Raw genomic sequence first — 22,635 nt, 5'->3', positions numbered from 1 at the left:
GGCAGCCGGCGGCAGTGCGATCGGCCGGCGCTAGTGGCCGGACTGATCGTTGGAGCGCGGCGCGTGCTGGTAGAAACCACGCATCAGCTCGATCAGCGAATCGCGATCGGCGCCGTTCACGCGGTTGAGCGCACTCGTCGGGCCGTGGATCAGCTTGTTGGTCAGCGCCTGCGACAGCGCTTCGAGCACGGCGGCCGGATCGTCGCCGCGAGCGAGCATTTTCTGCGCCTTCTCGACTTCCAGGCGGCGCAGCGCGTCGGCCTGCGTGTGCATGTGACGGATCACCGGCACGACGCTGCGCGTATCGAGCCACTGCATGAAATTCTGCACGCGCGTCTCGATGATCGCTTCGGCCTGCGCGACCGCCGCCTGACGCGATGCATTGCCTTCGCGCACGATCGCGCCGAGATCGTCGACGGTGTACAGGAACACGTCCTTCAGCTTGCCGACTTCGGGCTCGATGTCGCGCGGCACGGCGAGATCGACCATGAAGATCGGACGGTGGCGGCGCGCCTTCACGGCGCGCTCGACCGCGCCGAGGCCGATGATCGGCAGCGTCGACGCGGTGCACGACACGATGATGTCGAATTCCTGCATCCGCGCCGGCAGGTCCGACAGCGGCATCGCGCGGCCGTTGAAGCGTTCGGCGAGCCGCTGGCCGCGCTCGGCCGTGCGGTTCGCGACGACAAGCTCGCGCGGGCCTTGCGCGGCGAAGTGCGTCGCGCAGAGCTCGATCATTTCACCGGCGCCGATGAACAGCACGCGCTGATCCGACACCTTTTCGAAGATCCGCTGCGCGAGGCGTACCGCGGCGGCCGCCATCGACACCGACTGCGCGCCGATTTCCGTCGTGCCGCGCACTTCCTTCGCAACCGCGAACGTGCGCTGGAACAGCTGGTTCAGATAGGTGCCGAGCGCGCCGGCTTCGGACGCGGTACGCACCGCGTCCTTCATCTGGCCGAGGATCTGCGTTTCGCCGAGCACCATCGAATCGAGGCCCGAGGCGACGCGAAATGCGTGCCGGACCGCTTCGGACTGCGGCAGCGCATAGACGTGCGGCGCCAGTTCATCGACCGGAATGCGGTGATAGTCGGACAGCCAGCGGATCGCGGCATCGCGCGCCGCGCGATCGTCGGTTGCGCAGTAGAGCTCGGTACGGTTGCAGGTGGACAGGATCGCCGCTTCGGGCGCGTTCGGCGCCTGCGGGCCGAGAAAGACGTTCTTGAACGTGACGAGAGCCGGCTTGATCTGCTCGAGCGGAAACGCCACGCGTTCGCGCAAGGCGACTGGCGCAGTGTGGTGGTTGATTCCGATCGTGAGGAGTTGCATATCGAGGGCTATCGTTTAGCCGCATATTATAGCGTCTCGGCGGATTGCTCACCTGCGCTGTAGCGGGCGTCCGCGATGCGCGGGCGGCGATTTGGGGGCTCGATCGGCACGCGATCGAGCTGATAGCCGTAGCCGTACAGCGGCAGCAGCCGGTAGCCGCGTTCCGGCAGCAGCCGCAGCTTGCTGCGCAGCCGCGATGCGTGCGTGTCGAGCGTGCGCGACTTCATGTCGCGGTGGCGCGCCCACACCGTCTCGAGGATATGTGCGCGCGACACCGGCCGCGACAGGTTCGCGAGCAGCAGCCGCGCGAAGCGGAACTCCTTCGGCGTGAGCGCGACGGTGTGCTGGCCGAAGCTGACGAGCAGGTGCGTCGCATCGAACGCGAATTCGCCATACATTTCGCGCGAGCGCACCGGCGGCCGCCGCACACCCGCGCGCCGGCTCAGCGCGGTCACGCGTGCCAGCAGCTCGGGCCCGCCGACCGGGCGCACGAGGCAGTCGTCGGCACCCGCATGCAGGCAGGCGACGATTTCGCTTTCGCGTGACAGCTGGAAGACGGCGATCGCGGGCAGCCCGGGCAAGACCGCCTGCGCACGCGGAATGATGTCTTCGGCAGGGCTGTCGCCGGCCCAGCCCGCGACGATCAGCATGTCGCAGGTGTCGCCTGCAAACCATTCGAAGAACGCCGCGCTGGTGGAAAATGCGTGGCAAACGTGACCGCCGATGAAGAGCTGGCGATTCAGGAACGCGGCGTGGTCCGCGTCCGGATCGATCAGAGCGATTCGCATGATGTGTGTTCAATGCGGCAGCCGGTGCGCGCTTGCCATAACGTCGACTGGGCCCCTACACTCGAACGTTCGCGGCGCCCGGCTGTCCCGGGTTCGATGGATGATCGATGCTAGCCGCTGGCAACGTTCACGCCTATTGGACGAATCTGAATTTATAGAAGGCGTCGAATGAACTGGTTTGGGATTGTTGTCCTGGGGGCGGCCGTCGGGCTCGTCGGCCGCTGGCTGCACCCGATGCGGCGTGCGGGCCGGCCGGCGTGGTGGGCGTCGGTGCTCGTCGGCATCGCGGCGGCGGCCGCCGCGCGCATGCTCGGCAACCTCTCGGGACTGTTTTACGACGGCGAAACGCTCGAATGGCCGGTCTGTACCGGCGCCGCGTTCGTCGCCGTCGCCGTGACGGTCGCGCTCGCGGCCCGTCGATGAAAGCTCTCAGGTGAAATCATGAATGCCCGTCTTCCCGAAGTCTCGCCGGTGCCGGCCCGGCTCGCGCTGCTGCGCGACGCGATGGTCCGCGAGGACCTGGCCGCGTATCTCGTACCGTCCGCCGATCCGCATCTGTCCGAATACCTGCCCGAGCGCTGGCAGGCCCGCCGCTGGTTGTCCGGCTTCACGGGCTCGGTCGGCACGCTCGTCGTGACCGCCGATTTCGCGGGCCTCTGGGTCGACAGCCGCTACTGGGTGCAGGCCGAAGTCGAGCTCGCCGGCACCGGCGTGCAGCTGATGAAGATGACGGGCGGCCAGCAGAGCGCGCCGCACGTGGACTGGCTCGCGCAGAACGTGCCGGCCGGTGCGACGGTCGGCGTCGACGGCGCGGTGCTCGGCGTCGCCGCCGCGCGCGCGCTGACGGCGGCGCTCAGCGCGCGCGGGATCGCGCTGCGCACCGATCTCGACCTGCTCGACGCGATCTGGCCCGAGCGGCCGGCGCTGCCCGCCGACCCGGTGTTCGAGCACGTCGCGCCGCAAGCCGACACGACGCGCGCGAGCAAGCTCGCCGACGTGCGGCGCGCGATGCAGGCGCAGGGCGCGCAATGGCATTTCGTGTCGACGCTCGACGATCTCGCGTGGCTGTTCAATCTGCGCGGCGCGGACGTCAGCTTCAATCCGGTATTCGTTGCGCACGCAATGATCGGCATCGACAGCGCGACCTTGTTCGTCGCCGACGGCAAGGTGTCGCCCGCGCTGGCCGCGTCGCTCGCGCAGGACGGCGTCGAGGTGCGGCCGTACGGCGACGCGCGGGCGGCGCTCGCCGCGCTGCCGGACGGCGCGACGTTGCTGGTCGACCCGCGCCGCGTGACGTTCGGCACGCTCGAAGCCGTGCCGGCCGGCGTGAAGCGCGTCGAGGCCGTGAACCCGTCCACGTTCGCGAAATCGCGCAAGACGCCCGCCGAGATCGCGCATGTGCGCGTGACGATGGAGCACGACGGCGCGGCGCTCGCCGAATTCTTCGCGTGGTTCGAGCAGGCCGTGAACCGCGACACGATTACCGAGCTGACGATCGACGAGCAACTGACCGCCGCGCGCGCACGGCGCCCCGGCTACGTGTCGCCGAGTTTCGCGACGATCGCCGGCTTCAACGCGAACGGCGCGATGCCGCATTACCGCGCGACGCCTGCGTCGCATGCGACGATCGCCGGCGACGGGCTGCTGCTCGTCGACTCGGGCGGCCAGTACCTGACGGGCACGACCGACATCACGCGCGTCGTGCCGGTCGGCACCGTCAGCGATCTGCAGCGGCGCGATTTCACGATCGTGCTGAAGTCGATGATGGCGCTGTCGCGTGCGCGTTTCCCGCGCGGCATCCGCTCGCCGATGCTTGACGCGATCGCGCGCGCGCCGATGTGGGCGGCCGGTCTCGACTACGGTCACGGCACCGGCCACGGCGTCGGCTATTTCCTGAACGTGCACGAAGGTCCGCAGGTGATTTCGCACTACGCGCCGGCCGAGCCGTACACGGCGATGGAAGAAGGGATGATCACGTCGATCGAGCCGGGCGTGTACCGCCCCGGCCAGTGGGGCGTGCGGATCGAGAACCTGGTCGTGAATCGCGCGGCCGGGCAGACCGAGTTCGGCGATTTCCTCGCGTTCGAGACGCTGACGCTGTGCCCGATCGACACGCGCTGCGTGCTGATCGAGATGCTGCACGAGGAAGAGCGCGCGTGGCTCAACGCGTATCACGCGACGGTGCGCGAGCGCGTCGGCCGGCACGTGAGCGGCGACGCGAAAGCATGGCTCGACGCACGCACGCAGCCGATCTGACGCGGCGAGCGGCACGGGCCGCGCGGCGGCCCGACGGCAACGACGGCGAGGAGCGACGATGGCGGATACCGCAGTGATCGTGGTCGACATGCAGCGCGGGCTCGTGCAGCGGGCGACGCCCGCGTACCGGCTCGACGACGTCGTGTCGGGCATCAACCGGCTGACCGCGGCGGCGCGCGCCGCGCGTGCGCCCGTGTGCTTCGTGCAGCACGACGGCGACGCGGCCGACGACATCGTGCCCGGCACGCCCGGCTGGGAACTGCATCGCGGGCTCGTCGTCGAGGCCGGCGACTGGCGCATCCGCAAGCGGATGAGCGATGCGTTTCACGACACGCCGCTCGCCGCGCAGCTGGACCGCCACGGCGTCCGGTCGGTGCTGATCTGCGGCTACGCGACCGAGTTCTGCGTCGATGCGGCCGCGCGCCGCGCGGCGCTGCTCGGCTACCGCACGACCGTCGTGTCGGATCTGCATACGACGAATACGCGCGCACACCTGTCGGCCGAGCAGATCGTCGCGCATCATCACTTCATCTGGGAAAACGGTTCGCTGTCGGGCAACGCGGTGACGCCGCGCCCGCTGGCCGACGTGCTCGCAACGGAGCTCGCATGACGATCAAGGCGGTGGTGTTCGATTTCGGCGGCGTGCTGATCGACTGGAGCCCCGAGTATCTGTACCGGAAACTGATTGCCGACGACGCCGAGCGCCGCTGGTTTCTCACGCACGTCTGCGCGATGGAGTGGGTCGTGCGGCAGGACGGCGGACAGACGATCGAAGAAGGCACGAACGAGCTCGTTGCGCAGTTTCCCGAACACGAAGCGCTGATCCGCGCGTTCTACGCACGCTGGCACGAGATGATCGGCGGCGTGCTCGCGGAAGGCGTCGCGCTCGTCGAGCGGCTCGAGGCGCGCGGCATGCCGCTGTTCGGGCTCACGAACTGGTCCGCGCAGACGTTTCCGTATGCATGGGAGCACTTCCCGGTGCTGCGGCGCTTCAAGGACATCGTCGTGTCGGGCCACGTGAAGCTCGTGAAACCCGATCCGGCGATCTACCGCGCGATGCATGCGCGGATCGATCCGCATCTGCCGGGCATCGCGCCGCACGAACTCGTGTTCATCGACGACAACGCGAAGAACGCGGCCGCCGCAACCGCGCTCGGCTGGCACGGCATTCACCACACGAGCGCGGCCGCGACCGAAGCGCGGCTGCGCGAACTCGGCGCGCTCGCGTAAGCCGCCGCCAACAAAAAACCCCGCGCTTCGGACGGACAGCGCGGGGTTTGTGCGTCGGCGGGGACGCCGGCCGATCAGCGCGTGATCGGCTTGTAGCGGATGCGCTTCGGCTTCGCCGCTTCCTCGCCGAGACGTGCGCGCTTGTCGGCTTCGTATTCCTGGTAGTTGCCGTCGAAGAACGTGACCTGCGAGTCGCCTTCGAACGCGAGGATGTGCGTCGCGATCCGGTCGAGGAACCAGCGATCGTGCGAAATCACCATCACCGAGCCCGCGAACTCGAGCAGCGCGTCTTCGAGTGCGCGCAGCGTTTCGACGTCGAGGTCGTTCGACGGTTCGTCGAGCAGCAGCACGTTGCCGCCGGAGATCAGCGTCTTCGCGAGATGCAGCCGGCCGCGCTCGCCGCCGGACAGGTTGCCGACGATCTTCTGCTGGTCGCCGCCCTTGAAGTTGAAGCGGCCGATGTACGCGCGCGACGGCGTTTCGTACTTGCCGACCGTCAGCACGTCGGCGCCGCCCGAGATTTCCTCGAACACCGTCTTCGAGCCGTCGAGCGCATCGCGGCTCTGGTCGACGTACGCGAGCTTCACGGTCGGTCCCGTCACGATCTCGCCCGAATCCGGCTGCTCCTTGCCCGTAATCATCCGGAACAGCGTCGACTTGCCGGCGCCGTTCGGACCGATGATGCCGACGATCGCGCCGGCCGGAATCTTGAAGCTCAGATTGTCGATCAGCAGCCGATCGCCGTACGACTTGCTGACGTTCTTGAATTCGATCACTTCATTGCCGAGGCGATCGCCGACCGGAATGAAGATTTCCTGCGTTTCGTTGCGCTTCTGGTATTCCTGGCTGTTCAGCTCCTCGAAGCGCGCGATACGCGCCTTCGACTTCGCCTGACGGCCCTTCGGGTTCTGGCGCACCCACTCCAGTTCCTTCTTGATCGCCTTCTGGCGCGCGGATTCGGCCGCCTCTTCCTGCTTCAGGCGTTCCTCCTTCTGGTCGAGCCAGCTGCTGTAGTTGCCCTTCCACGGAATGCCGTGGCCGCGGTCGAGTTCGAGAATCCACTCGGCTGCGTTATCGAGGAAGTAGCGATCGTGCGTGACGGCGACGACCGTGCCCGGGAAGCGCACGAGGAACTGCTCGAGCCAGTCGACCGATTCCGCATCGAGGTGGTTGGTCGGTTCGTCGAGCAGCAGCATGTCGGGCTTTTCGAGCAGCAGCTTGCACAGCGCGACGCGGCGCTTTTCGCCGCCCGACAGGTGCTCGATCTTCGCGTCCCACGGCGGCAGGCGCAGCGCGTCGGCCGCCACTTCGAGCTGCTGCTCGGGGCTACCGCCGTCGCTCGACGCGAGGATCGCCTCGTATTTCGCCTGCTCGGCCGCGAGCGCGTCGAAGTCGGCGTCCGGTTCCGCATACGCGGCGTAGATTTCCTCGAGCTTCTTGTTCGCCTGGAACAGATCGCCGAGCCCTTCCTCGACCGCCTCGCGCACCGTCTTGCTCGGATCGAGCTGCGGTTCTTGCGGCAGGTAGCCGATGTTCAGGTTCGGCATCGGCGTCGCTTCGCCTTCAATATCCTTGTCGACGCCCGCCATGATGCGGATCAGCGTCGACTTGCCCGAGCCGTTCAGGCCGAGCACGCCGATCTTCGCGCCCGGAAAGAACGACAGCGAGATGTCCTTCAGAATCTGGCGCTTGGGCGGCACGATCTTGCCGACCCGGTTCATCGTGAAAACGTATTGGGCCATTTCGGTGTGAAGTCAGAAGTGGTTGAGACGGCCGCGCAGCGCGCTGGCGTGGCGGCGTCGGATGATTCGGTACGGAGCGGCCGCGCGGTGCGCGGCGGTGTGCCGCGTGCGGCGACGCGAACGGCTATTGTACTTCGCCGCCGGCTGTCGCTGGCGCGGCTCGGCCGTTTGGCCTAGGCACGCTCAGAGCCACTCGGCGACGCCGCCGTGGCCCGAGCACGTGCCGCGTCGATGGCGGCTGAAGCTGTACGCGCCGTCGCGGCATCGCGCGCTCGCGCCTTCCGGCACGCGGCCCGATTTCGAGCGGGCCGGCGCGTGGACGGTCTCGCCATCGCGATTGCGATAGGTGTCGTGGCGATCGAGGTCGGCCTCGTTGCCGTAGGCGGGCGATGCGCGGAACGCGTGTGCCGGAGCGGACAGCGGCGCGGTGGCGGCGAACAGCGCGATCGACAAGGCTGCGATGCGCGTCGCGCGGCGGAGCAGGGCGGGCATGGTCTTCTCGTGATGTTGTTATTGGAACGGCGCGATGGCCCTGGGCGGCATGCTAACCGATGCGCGGGAGAAGCGGCGCGGCGCGGGCCGGCCGGGGCGCGCGCTGTCGCTACGTCGCGCCGGATATCGATGGCGCGTCGCCGGCGCGCGCGGCATCGAGTATCCAGCGCCGGAACGCAGCCACCTTCGGCCGTTCCGCATGATGCGGCGGGTAGACGAGGTAGTACGCGAAATCGTCGAGCCGTGCGACGTCGGCGAGCTGCACGAGCCGGCCGTTCGCGAGCTCGCCGCGCACCATCGCGGCCGGCAGCAGCCCCGCGCCTTGCCCGGCGACGATCGCCTGCAGCAGCAGGCCCGCATCGTCGAAGGCGGGGCCGCGCGGCGGGCCGAAATCGTCGATGCGCTGCGCATCGAACCAGATGTGCCAGCCTTTGCGCTCGGCATCGTGCAGATGCGGCCAGTCGACAAGGTCGGCCGGCGTGCGCGGCATGCCGAGCCGTGCGACGAGCTCGGGCGATGCGAGCGCGACGATCTCCACCGTCAGCAGGTGCTCGCTGCACAGTCCGGCGTAGCGGCCGAGGCCGTGACGAATCGCGACGTCCACGCCGTCGCGCGCGAAATCCGTGAGTGCATGACTCGTGACGATTTGCAGATCGACGTCCGGACACGCGTCGCGAAACTGCGCAAGGCGCGGCACGAGCCACGCCGACGCGAAAAACGGCGTGACGCTGATCGTCAGCACGCCGCTGTCGGCCGCGCCCGACACACGCTGCGACGCGTCGGCGATCTGCCGGAACGCGTTGCGCACGGGCGGCAGGTAGTCGCGACCCGCGGCGGTCAGCAGGATGCCGCGGTTCACGCGTTCGAACAGCTGCACGCCGAGATGCGTCTCCAGCGTGCGGATCATCTGGCTCACGGCGCCCGGCGTGACCGACAGTTCTTCGGCCGCGGACTTCACCGACAGATGGCGGGCGGCCGCCTCGAATGCGCGCAACGCGTTCAGCGGCGGCAGGCGGGAACGATTCATTGAGTTTTTCTCAATCGAAAGGCCGAGCAAATATCGTTTGAGGCGCTGCGCACGCGCGAGTAACGTCGGTGTGTCGGATCGCGTTGCCGAAGTCGCCGTGGCGGCGGGCGATGCGATCAACATAGTTCAACTATATCCATGACGCAAATCCGGACGCCGGCGTGGCGGCCGGTGCGGCTCGGGAGGAGCATCGTGATCGATCGCCTGCGCACATCGCGCGTGTTCTACGGCTGGTACGTGGTCGCCGCCGCGTTCGCCGTGACGTTCGTCGGATTCGGCAGCGCCTATACGTTCAGCGCGTTCGTCGAGCCGCTGCAGCGCGATTTCGCCGCGTCGCGCGGCCAGATCTCGCTCGTGTTCTCGCTCGCCGGTTTCCTGTATTTCGGCTTCGGCATCGTCAGCGGGCCGCTCGCCGATCGATTCGGCTCGCGGCGGCTGGCCGTCGTCGGCATGTTGCTGACCGCCGCCGGGCTCGCGGCCGCCGGCGCCGCGCGTACGCTGCTGCAGGTCTATGCGGCATACGGGCTCGGCGTGGGCTTCGGCGTCGGCTGCGCGTACGTGCCGGCCGTCGGCGCCGTGCAGCGCTGGTTCGTGCGGCGCCGCGGCTTCGCGTCGGGGCTCGCGGTCGCGGGGATCGGCGTCGGCACGCTCGCGATGCCGCCGCTCGCGTCCGCGCTGATCGCGCAAGTCGGCTGGCGCGGCGCGTACTTTGCGCTGGCCGTGCTTGCGGTCGTGCTCGGCGCGGGGATGTCGCTGCTGATCGAGAACGATCCGCGCGGGCGCGGACTGCTGCCCGATGGCGATGTGACGGATCCGGCCGCCGACGGCGCGTCGGCGTCGGCGGGCGATCGCGGCCCGTGTGCTAAGCGGGCGCCGTCGGATGCGGCGCCGCGGCGCAGTCCGACCGACGTGCCGGCCGCCGGTACGACGGTGCGCGAAGCTGTCATCTCGCGGCCGTTCGCGAGCCTTTACGCGGCTTGCCTCGTCTGCTCGTTCGGCGTGTTCGTGCCGTTCGTGCATCTCGTGCCGTACGCGGTCGATCATGGCGTCGCGCCGGCCGCGGCCGTGCTGCTGCTCGGCGCGATCGGCGTCGGCAGCACGGCCGGGCGCTTCTTCCTCGGCGGCCTCGCCGACCGCTTCGGCCGCCGCGCGTCGTTGCTCGCGATGTTCGCCGGCATGGCTGTCGCGCTCGTCGCGTGGGCGGGCGCCGGCACCGTTGCGACGCTCGCCGCGTTCGCGCTCGTGTTCGGCGTGTTCTACGGCGGCTGGGTCGCCGTGCTGCCCGCGGTCGTGATGGACGCCTTCGGCGGGCGCAATGTCAGCGCGATCATCGGCGTGCTCTATACGAGCGTCGCGTTCGGCACGCTGATCGGGCCGGCCGCGGCCGGCTTCATCTACGACGCGGGCGGCGGCTATCTGGTGCCGATCCTGGCCAGCGCCGCCGCCAACGCGATCGCGTTCGCGATCGTCGCGACGAGCGGGCGCACGCGAGCGGCGGCGCGCGCGGCCGGCCGATAGGCGCACCGCGCGATTTCCGGTAGGGTGGGCGGATCGTGAACCGGCGACGAAACGCGGAGGGCCTCATGACGTTCGACGAAGTTCGGCAAATCGTGCTTGCGTGGCGGGGCGTCGAGGAAGGCACGTCATACGGCACACCCGCGCTGAAGGTGAGGCGCAAGATGCTCGCGCGGCTGCGCGAGGACGGCGACACGCTCGTCGTCAAGGGCGTGGGCCCCGACGAGCGCGCATGGCTCATCGAATCGGAGCCCGACGTGTACTACGTGACCGATCACTACGTCGGCTGGCCGATCGTGCTGGTGCGCCTGTCGGCCGCGAGTCCCGAGGCGGTGACAAACCTGCTTCGGCGCGAATGGGAGGCGATCGTGCCGGCCAAATGGCGGGAAGCGGGCGACGCGAGTTGACGCGTCGATCGGTGCCGGCACGTGCGGCCGAACCGGATCACGCGTTGCATCGATTCGCGTCGATGCAACAAGTGGTTCCATCGAAAATATTCAATTGGTTCTTAGTGAAGAACCGTTTGATGCTTACACTGCATCGCTTCGAAGGCGGCTGACCGAAAGCCGACGGAATCGACGCTCGCGATGCGCCGGCGCGCTGCGCGCCGCATCGCACCCGCAGCTTCGCAGACTGCGCGGCGCGCCGTCCCGCAGCGGCCCGGCGGATTCGCGTGCCGCGCGCACGTGGCTCCATCCCGGCTCAACAAAGACAATCCCCACGCCGTCTTCACGCGACACCCGGTCGTACCGGACCGTTTTTTGGAGAGAGACAGATGAAGGAAAGCAAGACAGGCCTTGGCACCGGCCTGAAGCAGCGGCACGTGACGATGATGTCCATTGCGGGCGTGATCGGCGCGGGCTTGTTCGTCGGTTCCGGCCACGCGATCGCGGAAGCCGGCCCGGCATCGATCCTCGCGTATGCGATCGCGGGCGTGCTGGTCGTGCTCGTGATGCGCATGCTCGGCGAAATGGCCGTCGCGCATCCGGACAGCGGCTCGTTTTCCACCTATGCCGACCGCGCGATCGGCCACTGGGCCGGCTTCACGATCGGCTGGCTGTACTGGTGGTTCTGGGTGCTCGTGATCCCGATCGAGGCGACGGCCGCCGCGACCATCCTCAATGCGTGGTTCCCCGGCATCGCGACGTGGATGTTCGCGCTCGGCATCACGCTGCTGCTGACCATCACGAATCTGTTCTCGGTCAAGAACTACGGTGAATTCGAATTCTGGTTCGCGCTGATCAAGGTCGTCGCGATCGTCGTGTTCCTGTGCGTCGGCGCGGCGGCGATCGTCGGCATCGTGCCGGCGCCGGCCGTGTCGGGCGTGTCGAACCTGTTCGCGCATCACGGCTTCATGCCGAACGGCGCCGGCGCGGTGCTCGCGGCGATGTTGACGACGATGTTCTCGTTTCTCGGCACTGAAATCGTGACGATCGCGGCCGCCGAATCCGACAACCCGCAACGCCAGATCGTGCGTGCGACGAATTCGGTGATCTGGCGCATCACGCTGTTCTATCTCGGCTCGATCCTCGTCGTGGCGGCAATCGTGCCCTGGAACGACCCGCTGCTGCCGGCGCACGGCTCGTATCAGCGTGCGATGGAGCTGATCGGCGTGCCGAACGCGAAGGCGATCATCGATGTGATCGTGCTCGTGTCGGTCGCGAGCTGTCTGAATTCGGCGCTGTACACCGCGTCGCGGATGCTGTTCTCGCTGTCGAAGCGCAAGGATGCGCCCGCGTTCCTGCATCGCACCGATGCGACCGGCACGCCGCGCGCGGCCGTGCTCGCCTCGACCGCGTTCGGCTTCGTGACCGTGATCGCGAACTACCTGATGCCCGAGCAGGTGTTCGGCTTCCTGCTCGCGACCTCGGGCGCGATCGCGCTGCTCGTGTATCTCGTAATCGCGATCTCGCAGCTGCGGATGCGCAGGACGCTCGAAGCGACTGGCGCGGATCTGCCGCTGCGGATGTGGATGTTCCCGTGGCTCACGTGGGCCGTGATCCTGTTCATCTGCGGCACGCTGACCGTGATGCTCGTGAGCGAGGAACACCGGATGGAAGTCGGTGCGACGGCCGTGCTGGCGCTGTTCGTGCTGCTTGCGTCGTGGCTGAACAAGCGAGGTCGCGATGCGCGGGTGGGGGAGGGGCGGCGCGTGTCGGCGACGTAACTCGCGTGAACCGGACGGGCGCGGCTGCTGCGCCCGTTCGCGCTGTGCGGCGTAGGCGCGGTGGAATCGAGGCGTGGCGTCGGGGAGGGCGGGCGTTGGCGGCACACCGCGCGCGGCAGCGCGATGAATATCGGCGATAGCGCGTTACGCGAGAGAAAACTCCAGAATATCCTGGCGACAGAGATCCGTGGCCAGATCGCGGATGCGGTCCGCATCGGTGTCGGCAAAACCAGAAATCAGTGTTCCGAGGCTGATGCCGGGGCGCTCGACGATCAGTCGAATCAGCGTTGCGCCTTGATCGTCCAGATTGACCTTGGTGCCGTTGGCGATCACATAGCGATCGTCGCGGCCAGGCGGCCGATAAGCGCTCAAGCGAATTCTCGATTCATCTGGGATTGCCGGCACCGCTGGGTTCCCCAATGTCTCGAGTGCGAGATCTGTCTCGATACGTATGGCCCCGGTCCTATCGTCGAGAAAGCGGCGGTAATTCTCTCGGGTGCAAATGAAGTCCTCGAATTGTTGCCCTATCGACGCCAGGACGTTTTTATCGTTCTCCCAGTCACTCAACGAACGTCTGGCGTCGAGCAAGTGCGGCATTCGGTTTATCGCCCAACTCAAGTAATCAATGACATAGGCCGGGAAAGTTCCGAATGCAAGATGGAAGGTCGCTTCACCGACGGGAAGCGGGTTGTGCCACCAGCCTCGTGGTAGATAGAGCAGATCACCGGCCTCCAACATGACGTCCATATACGGGGTGTCAGGACACGGATACAGGCCCTCGTAATCCTTGCTTTGTTGCATGTAAAGCGGTGCCTCGAGTGAGGGCTCGTACAGGACCCACCGCTTGCGCCCGATGAGTTGTATTGCGAAAACGTCACGTGTATCCCAATGGCAGCGGAACGAGTCGCGCTCACCGAATGCCAGATAGGCGCTACTGACCACCTGTCTGCCGGTGAATTCGATGAGTTGTCTCGATAACTGATTGACCTTCGGTTCAGTGGCGATTTTGTTTGCGATCAATGTCGCGCCCTTGCGCAATAATCGTAGACAACTGGCTTGATCAGGCGATGGCGAAGCGTGCCGATGTCCCACCAGCTTTCGATGTATTCGCTCTTTGGTCGGATGCCGTCGAAAGTCAGCTTGAAATCGTCGGAGGCTACGTTGCTGCGTTCGAAGATTTCGTTTACGTCTCGCCAGGAGAAGTTGCGAAGCGATACGGCTCCTTTCATAAGCAAGGGGCGCTTTTCCTGGTAATTGAGTGCGAAGTCTTTAGGGGAGACGCTGAACGAAATGCGCATCGGAACGATTTGATGTTTGGGCTGCTTTCGGGTTCGGTTGGGGAAGGCGATTTAGTTGTAGTTGGTTCATGGCGCGTTGTAGTTGGTGCCCGCTGAGTTGGTCGCATTTTCCAAGAATCCAGCGGCCATTCCGCTATAAAATCCAAGCTGACCACTGAGAATGGTCATTGCACCCGCTTGCATGAGTGTGGGGGTTGCTGAGCCGGTAAAAAAGCCGAACGCGGCCCCGGCAAGTATGGCTGAAGCGAAACCGCCCGGGTTTCCTTGTCCAGTGACCGATGCTTGCCCCAAGTAACTGGCTCCGCTTGCGAGGCCGCCAAAAATGGCCCCGGCTGGCCCCACGGCGCCAGAGACTGCCTTCAGATCTTGAATCGAGATTTCACGCATTTCAATTTTCCGTAAAGTTGTGACGTCAGAGGTGTTTGGCAAGTAGTGATCTTGCGACGTTTGCCAAAATTACAGATAAAATTATTAGGAACATCCAGGGATTTATGTTTGTTTTTATGATGTGCGATGATATTATCTTGAATAGCCAGTGCAGGACGATATAGATAGAAATGATGAGTGCGCATCCAATGAAGAAGTCGATGAAAAAAGCGTCGACTGAACCGGGGGTGAATTTTATGCCGAGAATTTCGGCGTGCGGTTCATTTCTCATGGAGTGATTGATCCTTGGATTGATGCGATGTCGAGTGACTGCGGGAAGTGATTGGGGGAGTATTGTGTGCGATCAGATGCTTGTATATAGAACAAATACTAATTTTTATAAATCTGCGTCGGAAAATGTCTGAAGTCGTAGCTCGATGACGATCGCTGTTTTTTGTCGGAAGTGTGCTGAACGAATTTTCGGGTTGTATCCGTCCGGCGCCATTCAATTGATCCATCGATTCGAGTCGGTCTACGGACAGCCGGTGTGTAACGGCTTTGCGGTCGGACCAGGGCGGAGAAGCCGGTCGACGCATCCGTCGGGCAACATTCCCAGGTAAAGGCAAACCAAAAAGCAAATTTGCGTCGCGCCCTCCGCGATTCGTTCTCGCGAGTAAATGGACGATCAACAGATCGGCTATTTGTAACTGACATGGTTTCATTTATCGTTCGTCCACCTCATCTCTGAAGGAGTACGACCATGTCGGTACGTCATCTGGTTTCATCCGTGCTGGCGGCGAGCGCGCTGCTCGGCGCGGCATCGTCGAGCATTGCCGGCCCGCTCGCCGTGGATGTCTACAATCCGGGCGCGAAGAGCATCTTTCCGGTGTCGTCGGAGATCGTGTCGGGCAAGACCGAAGCGATCCTGATCGACGCGCAGTTCCAGCGCAACGACGCGCAGGCGCTCGTGAACCGGATCAAGGCGACGGGCAAGACGCTGAAGGCCGTCTACGTCAGCCATAGCGATCCGGACTACTACTTCGGCCTCGACACGATCCACGCGGCGTTCCCGGACGCGAAGATCGTCGCGACGCCGCAGACGGTCGCCGCAATCGAAGCGAGCAAGGACGGCAAGCTCGCGTACTGGCGGCCGATCCTGAAGGGCAACGCGCCGGCGTCGATCATCGTGCCGCGGCCGCTCGACGGCGACACGCTGAGCGTCGACGGCGAGAAGCTGCGCATCGTCGGGCTCGACGGCCCGACGCCGGATCGCACGTTCGTGTGGATTCCGTCGGAGCGCACGGTGGTGGGCGGCATTCCGGTCGCGGCGAACGTCCATGTGTGGATGGCCGATACGCAGACCCCGCTGTCGCACGCGAACTGGCTCGCAACGCTCGACCGGATCGATGCGCTGAAGCCGGTGCGCGTCGTACCGGGCCACTTCCTGCCGAACGCGGACGGCAGCCGGCCGTTCACGACCGGCGTCGCGTTTACGCGCGCCTATGTGAAGGCGTTCGATCAGGAGGCCGCGCGCGCACGCGATTCGTCGGCGCTGATCGCTGCGATGGAGGCGCGCTATCCGACGCTGGGTGCGAAATCGTCGCTCGAACTGAGCGCGAAGGTCGCGAAGGGCGAGATGCAGTGGCCTGCGCCGCAGCCGTTTCCGGCGATCGGCAAGGTCGCGCGCGTGACCTTCGGCGACACGGTGTTCGACCTGCACTTCAAGGACGACAAGACGATGTCGTTCATCGGCACGGCAGGCCAATTCAAGGGCGTGGCCGATACCGTGCAATACACGGCGCACGAGATTCGGCCGCAGGTGTACATGGTGTACTGGCACGAGCCGTCGACCGGCTCGAACGTCGTGCACGTCGAGGATTTCGCGCGCGGCACGGTGAACACGAACATCGCGACGAAAGACGGGCAGTTTCTCCACATGTCCGGCACGATGGCGATCGTCGGCGCCGAGTAACGAACGGATGCGGCCGCGACACGGTACCGTCGCCGCGGAGCGTCCCGCGACGCAAAAAAAAGCCCGCATCGAGCGGGCTTTTTCACAGCAGCATCGAAACGACGCTCAGACGTTGAACAGGAAGTTCATCACATCGCCGTCGTGCACGACATATTCCTTCCCTTCCGCGCGCATCTTGCCGGCTTCCTTCGCGCCTTGCTCGCCCTTGTACGCGATGAAATCGTCGAACGCGATCGTCTGCGCGCGAATGAAGCCGCGCTCGAAGTCGGTATGGATCACGCCGGCCGCCTGCGGCGCGGTGTCGCCGATGTGGATCGTCCACGCGCGCACTTCCTTCACGCCCGCGGTGAAGTAGGTCTGCAGCCCGAGCAGCTTGAAGCCGGCGCGGATCACGCGATCGAGACCCGGCTCCGACATGCCCATGTCGGCGAGGAACGCTTCCTTGTCGGCATCGTCGAGATCGGCGATTTCCGCTTCGATCGCCGCGCACACCGCGACCACCGGCGAATTCTCGCTTTCCGCGTACTTGCGCACCGCGTCGAGGTGCGGGTTGTTCTCGAAACCGTCGTCCTTCACGTTCGCGACGTACATCGCCGGCTTCGCCGTGATCAGGCAGAACGGCTTGAGCAGCGCCTGCTCGTCGTCGGACAGCGCGAGGCCGCGCACGGCCTTGCCCTGGTCCAGATGCGCGCGCACCTTGTCGAGCACCGCGACGAGCTTCGCCGCTTCCTTGTCGTTGCCGGACTTCGCGGCCTTCGAATAGCGCGCGAGCGCCTTCTCGACCGTGCCGAGATCGGCGAGCGCGAGTTCGGTGTTGATCACCTCGATGTCGTCGATCGGGCTCACCTTGCCTGCGACGTGGACGACGTTGTCGTCCTCGAAGCAGCGCACGACGTGCGTGATCGCATCGGTTTCGCGAATGTTCGCGAGGAACTGGTTGCCGAGGCCTTCGCCCTTGCTTGCGCCGGCGACGAGGCCCGCGATGTCGACGAACTCGACGACGGCCGGCACGATGCGCTCGGGCTTCACGATTTCGGCGAGCGCCTTCAGGCGCGCGTCGGGCACTTCGACGATGCCGACGTTCGGCTCGATCGTGCAGAACGGGTAGTTTTCGGCGGCGATGCCGGCCTTGGTCAGCGCATTGAACAGAGTGGACTTGCCGACGTTGGGCAAGCCGACGATGCCGCATTTGAGGCTCATGGAATCCTTCGAACGGATGAAGCGGCGCGGCCGGGCAGGGCGCGGCGGCGCGGGACAAAGAGGGCGGCCGGCGCTGGGCAGCGCGACGGGCCGGCGTTCAAAGACGCTATTGTACCGTGCCGACGCGCCGGTTTCCGGCTGCGGGCCGCACCGGCGCGGCCGCCGGCGCCACCGCCATCACCGCCACCGCGGTCACCGCCGCTGCTGCCGGCAGGGCCATCGCCGCTACCTCACGCTCCCAATCGACGTGCGCGCGCCGCAGCAATCGCCCACATGCGGCGACGGGTCGCGCCGCCGCGCGCCGCGATTCCGCTGATTTCCCGCAAAGTCCGGCCGCGTAAGGGTTTGGCCCCGCGGCTATAATGCCCGCCATGACTGTCCACCATACCTTCGACGTCGCCGTGGTCGGCGGCGGGCTCGTCGGCAAGACGGCCGCGCTCGCGCTGACCCAGTCCGGCTACAAGACCGCGCTGCTCGCGCAGCCGGTCACGCCGCGCCCGGCCGATCTCGCGTTCGATACGCGCGTGTATGCGCTGTCGTCCAGCTCGCAGGCGCTGCTTGAGCGGCTGCGCGTCTGGCAGGCGCTCGATCACGGCCGGCTCGCGCCCGTCTATGACATGCGCGTGTACGGCGATGCGCACGCCGAGCTGCATTTTTCCGCCTATCAGGCGTCGGTGCCGCAGCTCGCCTGGATCGCCGAATCGTCGTTGATCGAGACGTCGCTCGACGCCGCGCTGCGTTTTCAGCCGAATCTGACCTGGTTCGACGCGCGCGCGCAGGGCCTCGACGTGCGCGACGACGCGGCCGTGCTCGCCTTGTCGTCGGGGCAGGTGCTCGAAGCCGATCTCGTCGTCGGCGCAGACGGCGCACACTCGTGGGTACGTTCGCAGATGGGCGCGCGCGTCGAGCGGCGCGATTACCGGCAGACGGGCGTCGTCGCGAATTTCAAGGCGTCGCTGCCGCACCGCGAAACCGCGTATCAGTGGTTTCGCGACGGCGAGATCGTCGCGCTGCTGCCGCTGCCCGACGGCCACGTGTCGCTCGTGTGGTCCGCGCACACCGCGCATGCGGACGAGCTGCTCGCGCTCGACCCCGCGCAGCTCGCGGCCGAAGTCGAGCGCGTGTCGCACGCGCAGGTCGGCACGCTCGAATGCGTGACGCCGGCCGCCGGTTTCCCGCTCGCGCTGCAGACGGTCGACAAGCTGATCGCGCCGCGCGTCGCGCTCGTCGGCGATGCCGCGCATCTGATCCATCCGCTCGCGGGGCAGGGGATGAACCTCGGCCTGCGCGACGTCGCCGCGCTCGCCGACGCGATCGCGAACAAGGAAAGCTTCCGCAACCTCGGCGATACGGTGCTGCTGCGCCGCTACGAGCGTTCGCGCCGCGAGGACATCCGCGCGCTGATGGTCGCGACCGACGGCCTGCAGCGGCTGTTCGCCGTGCCCGGTTCGTTCGCGAAGGCCGTGCGCAATGCGGGCATGGCGTTCGTCGGCGCGCAGCCGCTCGTGAAGCGCTGGCTGGTATCCGCCGCGCTCGGTTGAGCGAACCTTCGGCCGCATCGCCGGTCGGACTCGGTTCCGTTACGGCGTACACTGTGCCGTGCATTCCGATAGAGCTGAAGGAACAACTCGATGAAAAAAACGATCCGCATCGCCTCGCTGGCGCTGGCCGTCACGACGGCGGCGCTCGGCTGCACCGCGCAGGCCGATCAGACCACCGACAAGCTGAAAGCCACGCTGCAAGCGCGTCTCGGCAACGACGCACCGATCAAGAGCGTGTCGAAATCGCCGGTCGCGGGGCTGTACGAAGTGAACCTCGGCTCGCAGATCATCTATAGCGATGCGGCGGGCGACTACGTGCTGCTCGGCGATCTCGTCGACGCGAAGACGCACAAGAACCTCACCGACGCACGCCTGTCGGAGCTCAACAAGATCGACTTCACGAGCCTGCCGTTCGCCAACGCGATCAAGGTCGTGAAGGGCAACGGCGCGCGCAAGATCGCCGTGTTCTCCGATCCGAACTGTCCGTATTGCAAGCGTCTCGAAACCACGCTGCAGTCGGTCGACAACGTCACCGTCTACACGTTCCTGTATCCGGTGCTGTCGCCCGATTCGACCGCGAAGTCGAAGGCGATCTGGTGCGCGACCGATCGCGCGAAGACGTGGCAGAGCTGGATGCTCGATCATCGTGCGCCGTCCGGCACCGGCAACTGCGACACGAGCGCGCTCGACAAGAATCTCGCGCTCGGCCGCGGCATGAACGTGACGGGCACGCCGACGATCTTCCTGCCGGACGGCCGCCGCCTGCCGGGCGCGGTGTCGGCCGACCAGCTGAACCAGGCGCTCGCGTCGAGCAAGTAACCGACCGACACGCCGGGCCCTGCGCCCGGCCAGCGAGGGGCGCCCGCGATGCCTGCCGGCGCCTCTCTTCGTTTCCGCAGCCGCAGTTCGACCGATTGCCACGATGAACCAGCCGATCCGCTATTCGATTGTCCCGAAAGACGTTGCCGCCCACCTGTTCGAAGTGACGGTGACGGTTTCCGATCCCGATCCCGACGGCCAGCGCTTCTCGCTGCCCGTATGGATTCCGGGCAGCTATCTCGTGCGCGAGTTCGCGCGCAACATCGTGACGCTCGACGCGTTCAACGACGCCGGCCGCAAGGTGCGGATCGCGAAGACCGACAAGCATACGTGGCAGGCCGCGCCCGTCAGCGGCGCGCTGACGCTGCGCTACGTCGTCTACGCATGGGATCTGTCGGTGCGCTCCGCCTATCTCGACGAATCGGGCGGCTTCTTCAACGGCACCGCGGTGTTCCTGAACGTCGCGGGCCGCGACGATGCGCCGTGCGAAGTCGACATCGCGAAACCGTCCGGCGACGCGTTCCGCGCATGGCGCGTCGCGACCGCGCTGCCGGAGGCGCGCGGCACGAAGCGCTACGGCTTCGGCGCGTATCGCGCGGCAAACTACGACGAACTCGTCGACCATCCCGTCACGATCGGCGAATTCGCGCTCGCGACGTTCGACGCGCATGGCGTGCCGCACGACATCGTGATCGCCGGCCGCGTCACGCAGCTCGATCTCGAACGCTTGCGCACGGACCTGAAACGCGTATGCGAAGCGCAGATCGCGCTGTTCGAGCCGAAGTCGAAGAAGGCGCCGATGGATCGCTACGTGTTCATGACGCTCGCGGTCAGCGACGGTTACGGCGGCCTCGAGCATCGCGCCTCGACCGCGCTGATCTGCAATCGCACCGATCTGCCGGTGAAGGGGCGCCCGGAAACGACGGAAGGCTATCGCACGTATCTCGGCCTCTGCAGCCACGAATACTTCCACACCTGGAACGTGAAGCGGATCAAGCCGGCGGTGTTCGTGCCGTACGACCTGACGCGCGAGAACTACACGTCGCTGCTGTGGCTGTTCGAAGGCTTCACGTCGTATTACGACGACCTGATGCTCGTGCGCAGCGGGCTGATGTCGCAGGACGAATATTTCGCGGCGCTCGGCCGCACGATCGGCGGCGTGCTGCGCGGCACGGGCCGGCTCAAGCAGAGCGTCGCCGACAGCTCGTTCGACGCGTGGATCAAGTACTACCGCCAGGACGAGAACGCGACGAACGCGATCGTCAGCTATTACACGAAGGGCTCGCTCGTCGCGCTCGCATTCGATCTCGCGATCCGCGCGCAGACGCGTCACCGCAAGTCGCTCGACGACGTGATGCGTCTGCTCTGGCAGCGCTACGGCCGCGACTTCTATCGCGGCAAGCAGGCGGGCGTCGCCGAAGACGAAGTCGCCGCGCTGATCGAGGAAGCGACCGGCGTCGCACTCGGCCGTCTGTTCAGCGATGCGGTGCACGGCACGCGCGACCTGCCGCTCGCCGAGCTGCTCGCACCGTTCGGCGTGACGCTCGCGCCGGACCTCGGCGCGCCCGGTGCGGTCGCGAAACCGTCGATCGGCGCACGTCTGCGCGGCGGCGCCGATTGCACGCTCGCGGCCGTCTATGAAGGCGGCGCCGCGCATCGCGCGGGGCTGTCGGCCGGCGACACGCTGATCGCGCTGGACGGGTTGCGCGTGACGGGCACGAACCTCGATGCGCTGCTCGCGCGCTACCGTCCGGGCGACAAGGTCGAAGTCCACGCCTTCCGCCGCGACGAGCTGCGCACCGCGAAGCTCAAACTCGACGGCCCGGAGGTGTCGCGCTACCGGCTGACGGCCGCCGCGAAACCGGCCGCGTTGCTGAAGGCGCGCGAAGCCTGGTTGAAGGGCTGAGCACGACGAAGCGGGAATCGGGGCGTGATCGGGGCGCGATCCGCAATTGTTCTGCTGTTGCAACAATCCGTCGCCCTGAGCCCGCTTTTTCACGCAAATGCGGCCACGCACAATGGCGTCACTCGCGCTACCGAAGCGCAACCCAACCGGAGCCTGACATGACGACCATTCTGCAAATCAATTCCGCGGCGCGTTCGCAAGGCGCGCAGTCCACGCTGCTGTCCAACGAACTGACGGCAAAGCTGCAACAATCGAATCCCGGTGCGAAGGTCGTGGTCCGCGACCTGCTGGCCGATGGTCTGCCGCATCTCGACGAATCGGTGCTCGGCGCGTTCTTCACGCCGGCCGAGAACCGCAGCGCGGAGCAGAATGCGATCGTCGCGAAGAGCGATGCGCTGATCGCCGAACTGCAAGCCGCCGACATCATCGTGATCGGCGCGCCGATGTACAACTTCGGCATCTCCTCGCAACTGAAGACGTACTTCGACTGGATCGCGCGCGCCGGCGTCACGTTCCGCTACACCGAGAACGGCCCGGAAGGCCTCATCAAGGGCAAGAAGGTGTACGTCGTCTCGGCGCGCGGCGGCAAGTACGCGGGCACCCCGCACGACAGCCAGACGCCGTACCTGCGTTCGTTCCTCGGCTTCGTCGGCATGACCGACGTGAGCTTCATCTACGCGGAAGGCCTGAACATGGGGCCGGAAGCGCAAAGCGCGGCGCTGGCCGGCGCACGCGAGGCGATCGCCGCTGCGTAAGGGTTGGACGGGTTGGACGCGGGCGACGCGCGCCCGCGGCTCGATCAGAAAACAAAAAGCGCCGCGTCTGAACTGCACCCCAAAAGTTGGATACCGATCCAACCTTTGGGGTGTTTTTCATGACGAAGTACGACGAGCAATTCAAGCAACGGGTGGTCAGCGCATATTTGCGTGGCGATATTGGTTTTGACGCACTGGCAGCCCGTCACGGCATCCATTCCGGAATGTTGCA

At 66.2% G+C, this 22,635-nt stretch carries 21 protein-coding genes; 12 read left to right on the top strand and 9 right to left on the bottom strand.

Going from position 1 to position 22,635, the window contains the following annotated elements; all coding sequences use genetic code 11:
* Positions 1 to 30: 30 nt before the first annotated feature.
* Positions 31 to 1,329, bottom strand: a complete 1,299-nt coding sequence (gene hemA / locus ACSHSS_RS17890) for a glutamyl-tRNA reductase (protein ID WP_006400498.1) — start codon at positions 1,327 to 1,329, stop codon at positions 31 to 33.
* 26 nt (positions 1,330 to 1,355) lie between these two features.
* Positions 1,356 to 2,117: a response regulator transcription factor gene (locus ACSHSS_RS17885; protein WP_006400497.1), complete on the bottom strand. Its 762-nt coding sequence runs from the start codon at positions 2,115 to 2,117 to the stop codon at positions 1,356 to 1,358.
* Positions 2,118 to 2,285: 168 nt separating this feature from the next.
* Between ACSHSS_RS17885 and ACSHSS_RS17880 the strand changes: the two genes are divergently transcribed.
* From ACSHSS_RS17880 to ACSHSS_RS17865, 4 genes are read left to right on the top strand one after another with little or no spacing between them, the layout of a single operon-like run.
* On the top strand, positions 2,286 to 2,540 hold the full coding sequence (locus tag ACSHSS_RS17880; RefSeq protein WP_006406928.1) for a hypothetical protein: 255 nt from the start codon (positions 2,286 to 2,288) through the stop codon (positions 2,538 to 2,540).
* A gap of 18 nt (positions 2,541 to 2,558) precedes the next feature.
* Positions 2,559 to 4,373, top strand: coding sequence for an aminopeptidase P family protein (locus ACSHSS_RS17875; RefSeq protein WP_217104124.1), 1,815 nt, complete (start codon positions 2,559 to 2,561; stop codon positions 4,371 to 4,373).
* Positions 4,374 to 4,431: 58 nt separating this feature from the next.
* Positions 4,432 to 4,983 carry an isochorismatase family protein gene (locus ACSHSS_RS17870; RefSeq protein ID WP_006400491.1) on the top strand — a complete coding sequence of 184 codons (552 nt, stop codon included), beginning with the start codon at positions 4,432 to 4,434 and terminating at the stop codon, positions 4,981 to 4,983.
* Positions 4,980 to 5,603, top strand: a complete 624-nt coding sequence (locus tag ACSHSS_RS17865; RefSeq protein ID WP_006414111.1) for an HAD family hydrolase — start codon at positions 4,980 to 4,982, stop codon at positions 5,601 to 5,603. Before ACSHSS_RS17870 ends, ACSHSS_RS17865 begins: the two co-directional genes overlap by 4 nt.
* A gap of 74 nt (positions 5,604 to 5,677) precedes the next feature.
* Here ACSHSS_RS17865 and ettA read toward each other — a convergent pair whose 3' ends face one another.
* From ettA to gcvA, 3 genes are all read right to left on the bottom strand, one after another.
* The gene (ettA, locus tag ACSHSS_RS17860; protein ID WP_006400488.1) at positions 5,678 to 7,345 is read right to left on the bottom strand and encodes an energy-dependent translational throttle protein EttA; all 1,668 of its coding nucleotides are present in this window, start codon (positions 7,343 to 7,345) and stop codon (positions 5,678 to 5,680) included.
* A 183-nt stretch (positions 7,346 to 7,528) separates the two neighbouring features.
* Positions 7,529 to 7,837 carry a DUF3761 domain-containing protein gene (locus ACSHSS_RS17855; protein ID WP_006400487.1) on the bottom strand — a complete coding sequence of 103 codons (309 nt, stop codon included), beginning with the start codon at positions 7,835 to 7,837 and terminating at the stop codon, positions 7,529 to 7,531.
* 109 nt (positions 7,838 to 7,946) lie between these two features.
* Entirely contained in the window at positions 7,947 to 8,864 is a 918-nt protein-coding gene (gene gcvA, locus ACSHSS_RS17850; RefSeq protein ID WP_261513246.1) for a transcriptional regulator GcvA, read from the bottom strand.
* A gap of 138 nt (positions 8,865 to 9,002) precedes the next feature.
* On the opposite strand from gcvA, the gene ACSHSS_RS17845 reads away from it, so the two are divergent.
* The 3 genes from ACSHSS_RS17845 to gabP all read left to right on the top strand — a co-directional run bounded on the left by ACSHSS_RS17845 (position 9,003) and on the right by gabP (position 12,546).
* Positions 9,003 to 10,382 carry an MFS transporter gene (locus tag ACSHSS_RS17845; protein ID WP_394853698.1) on the top strand — a complete coding sequence of 460 codons (1,380 nt, stop codon included), beginning with the start codon at positions 9,003 to 9,005 and terminating at the stop codon, positions 10,380 to 10,382.
* 65 nt (positions 10,383 to 10,447) lie between these two features.
* On the top strand, positions 10,448 to 10,786 hold the full coding sequence (locus ACSHSS_RS17840; protein ID WP_006400484.1) for an MmcQ/YjbR family DNA-binding protein: 339 nt from the start codon (positions 10,448 to 10,450) through the stop codon (positions 10,784 to 10,786).
* Between the two features lie 368 nt (positions 10,787 to 11,154).
* The gene (gene gabP / locus ACSHSS_RS17835) at positions 11,155 to 12,546 is read left to right on the top strand and encodes a GABA permease (protein WP_006406920.1); all 1,392 of its coding nucleotides are present in this window, start codon (positions 11,155 to 11,157) and stop codon (positions 12,544 to 12,546) included.
* A gap of 144 nt (positions 12,547 to 12,690) precedes the next feature.
* Here gabP and ACSHSS_RS17830 read toward each other — a convergent pair whose 3' ends face one another.
* From ACSHSS_RS17830 to ACSHSS_RS17820, 3 genes are all read right to left on the bottom strand, one after another.
* On the bottom strand, positions 12,691 to 13,566 hold the full coding sequence (locus ACSHSS_RS17830; protein ID WP_445545311.1) for a JmjC domain-containing protein: 876 nt from the start codon (positions 13,564 to 13,566) through the stop codon (positions 12,691 to 12,693).
* Entirely contained in the window at positions 13,563 to 13,844 is a 282-nt protein-coding gene (locus ACSHSS_RS17825) for a hypothetical protein (protein WP_244122424.1), read from the bottom strand. Before ACSHSS_RS17825 ends, ACSHSS_RS17830 begins: the two co-directional genes overlap by 4 nt.
* A 66-nt stretch (positions 13,845 to 13,910) precedes the next feature.
* Positions 13,911 to 14,231 (bottom strand): hypothetical protein, encoded by a 321-nt coding sequence (locus ACSHSS_RS17820; protein WP_146121200.1) that lies wholly within the window; start codon positions 14,229 to 14,231, stop codon positions 13,911 to 13,913.
* A gap of 739 nt (positions 14,232 to 14,970) precedes the next feature.
* Between ACSHSS_RS17820 and ACSHSS_RS17815 the strand changes: the two genes are divergently transcribed.
* Positions 14,971 to 16,182: an MBL fold metallo-hydrolase gene (locus tag ACSHSS_RS17815; RefSeq protein ID WP_105840330.1), complete on the top strand. Its 1,212-nt coding sequence runs from the start codon at positions 14,971 to 14,973 to the stop codon at positions 16,180 to 16,182.
* Positions 16,183 to 16,287: 105 nt separating this feature from the next.
* Here the strand turns inward: ACSHSS_RS17815 and ychF are convergent, their stop codons facing one another.
* Complete coding sequence (gene ychF / locus ACSHSS_RS17810) at positions 16,288 to 17,382, bottom strand: redox-regulated ATPase YchF (RefSeq protein WP_006406916.1); 1,095 nt, start codon at positions 17,380 to 17,382, stop codon at positions 16,288 to 16,290.
* A 362-nt stretch (positions 17,383 to 17,744) separates the two neighbouring features.
* Between ychF and ACSHSS_RS17805 the strand changes: the two genes are divergently transcribed.
* The 4 genes from ACSHSS_RS17805 to ACSHSS_RS17790 all read left to right on the top strand — a co-directional run bounded on the left by ACSHSS_RS17805 (position 17,745) and on the right by ACSHSS_RS17790 (position 22,403).
* Positions 17,745 to 18,923 carry a UbiH/UbiF family hydroxylase gene (locus ACSHSS_RS17805; protein ID WP_012214205.1) on the top strand — a complete coding sequence of 393 codons (1,179 nt, stop codon included), beginning with the start codon at positions 17,745 to 17,747 and terminating at the stop codon, positions 18,921 to 18,923.
* A gap of 90 nt (positions 18,924 to 19,013) precedes the next feature.
* A complete protein-coding gene (locus tag ACSHSS_RS17800; RefSeq protein WP_261513248.1) occupies positions 19,014 to 19,742 on the top strand; it encodes a DsbC family protein in 729 nt (242 codons plus the stop codon).
* A 103-nt stretch (positions 19,743 to 19,845) separates the two neighbouring features.
* Positions 19,846 to 21,648 (top strand): M61 family metallopeptidase, encoded by a 1,803-nt coding sequence (locus ACSHSS_RS17795; protein WP_261513249.1) that lies wholly within the window; start codon positions 19,846 to 19,848, stop codon positions 21,646 to 21,648.
* A gap of 158 nt (positions 21,649 to 21,806) precedes the next feature.
* Positions 21,807 to 22,403 (top strand): FMN-dependent NADH-azoreductase, encoded by a 597-nt coding sequence (locus tag ACSHSS_RS17790; protein ID WP_006400474.1) that lies wholly within the window; start codon positions 21,807 to 21,809, stop codon positions 22,401 to 22,403.
* Positions 22,404 to 22,635 lie beyond the last annotated feature (232 nt).

Source organism: Burkholderia sp. BC1, assembly GCF_052683555.1.
The sequence above is the reverse complement of the archived record's forward strand: the minus strand, read 5'-3'. Positions and strand labels throughout refer to the sequence as shown.

Bases quoted from the DNA above. Each gene is read 5' to 3' on its own strand.
- hemA (WP_006400498.1), bottom strand. From the start codon at position 1,329: ATGCAACTCCTCACGATCGGAATCAACCACCACACTGCGCCAGTCGCC.
- ACSHSS_RS17885 (WP_006400497.1), bottom strand. From the start codon at position 2,117: ATGCGAATCGCTCTGATCGATCCGGACGCGGACCACGCCGCGTTCCTG.
- ACSHSS_RS17880 (WP_006406928.1), top strand. From the start codon at position 2,286: ATGAACTGGTTTGGGATTGTTGTCCTGGGGGCGGCCGTCGGGCTCGTC.
- ACSHSS_RS17875 (WP_217104124.1), top strand. From the start codon at position 2,559: ATGAATGCCCGTCTTCCCGAAGTCTCGCCGGTGCCGGCCCGGCTCGCG.
- ACSHSS_RS17870 (WP_006400491.1), top strand. From the start codon at position 4,432: ATGGCGGATACCGCAGTGATCGTGGTCGACATGCAGCGCGGGCTCGTG.
- ACSHSS_RS17865 (WP_006414111.1), top strand. From the start codon at position 4,980: ATGACGATCAAGGCGGTGGTGTTCGATTTCGGCGGCGTGCTGATCGAC.
- ettA (WP_006400488.1), bottom strand. From the start codon at position 7,345: ATGGCCCAATACGTTTTCACGATGAACCGGGTCGGCAAGATCGTGCCG.
- ACSHSS_RS17855 (WP_006400487.1), bottom strand. From the start codon at position 7,837: ATGCCCGCCCTGCTCCGCCGCGCGACGCGCATCGCAGCCTTGTCGATC.
- gcvA (WP_261513246.1), bottom strand. From the start codon at position 8,864: ATGAATCGTTCCCGCCTGCCGCCGCTGAACGCGTTGCGCGCATTCGAG.
- ACSHSS_RS17845 (WP_394853698.1), top strand. From the start codon at position 9,003: ATGACGCAAATCCGGACGCCGGCGTGGCGGCCGGTGCGGCTCGGGAGG.
- ACSHSS_RS17840 (WP_006400484.1), top strand. From the start codon at position 10,448: ATGACGTTCGACGAAGTTCGGCAAATCGTGCTTGCGTGGCGGGGCGTC.
- gabP (WP_006406920.1), top strand. From the start codon at position 11,155: ATGAAGGAAAGCAAGACAGGCCTTGGCACCGGCCTGAAGCAGCGGCAC.
- ACSHSS_RS17825 (WP_244122424.1), bottom strand. From the start codon at position 13,844: ATGCGCATTTCGTTCAGCGTCTCCCCTAAAGACTTCGCACTCAATTAC.
- ACSHSS_RS17820 (WP_146121200.1), bottom strand. From the start codon at position 14,231: ATGCGTGAAATCTCGATTCAAGATCTGAAGGCAGTCTCTGGCGCCGTG.
- ACSHSS_RS17815 (WP_105840330.1), top strand. From the start codon at position 14,971: ATGTCGGTACGTCATCTGGTTTCATCCGTGCTGGCGGCGAGCGCGCTG.
- ychF (WP_006406916.1), bottom strand. From the start codon at position 17,382: ATGAGCCTCAAATGCGGCATCGTCGGCTTGCCCAACGTCGGCAAGTCC.
- ACSHSS_RS17805 (WP_012214205.1), top strand. From the start codon at position 17,745: ATGCCCGCCATGACTGTCCACCATACCTTCGACGTCGCCGTGGTCGGC.
- ACSHSS_RS17800 (WP_261513248.1), top strand. From the start codon at position 19,014: ATGAAAAAAACGATCCGCATCGCCTCGCTGGCGCTGGCCGTCACGACG.
- ACSHSS_RS17795 (WP_261513249.1), top strand. From the start codon at position 19,846: ATGAACCAGCCGATCCGCTATTCGATTGTCCCGAAAGACGTTGCCGCC.
- ACSHSS_RS17790 (WP_006400474.1), top strand. From the start codon at position 21,807: ATGACGACCATTCTGCAAATCAATTCCGCGGCGCGTTCGCAAGGCGCG.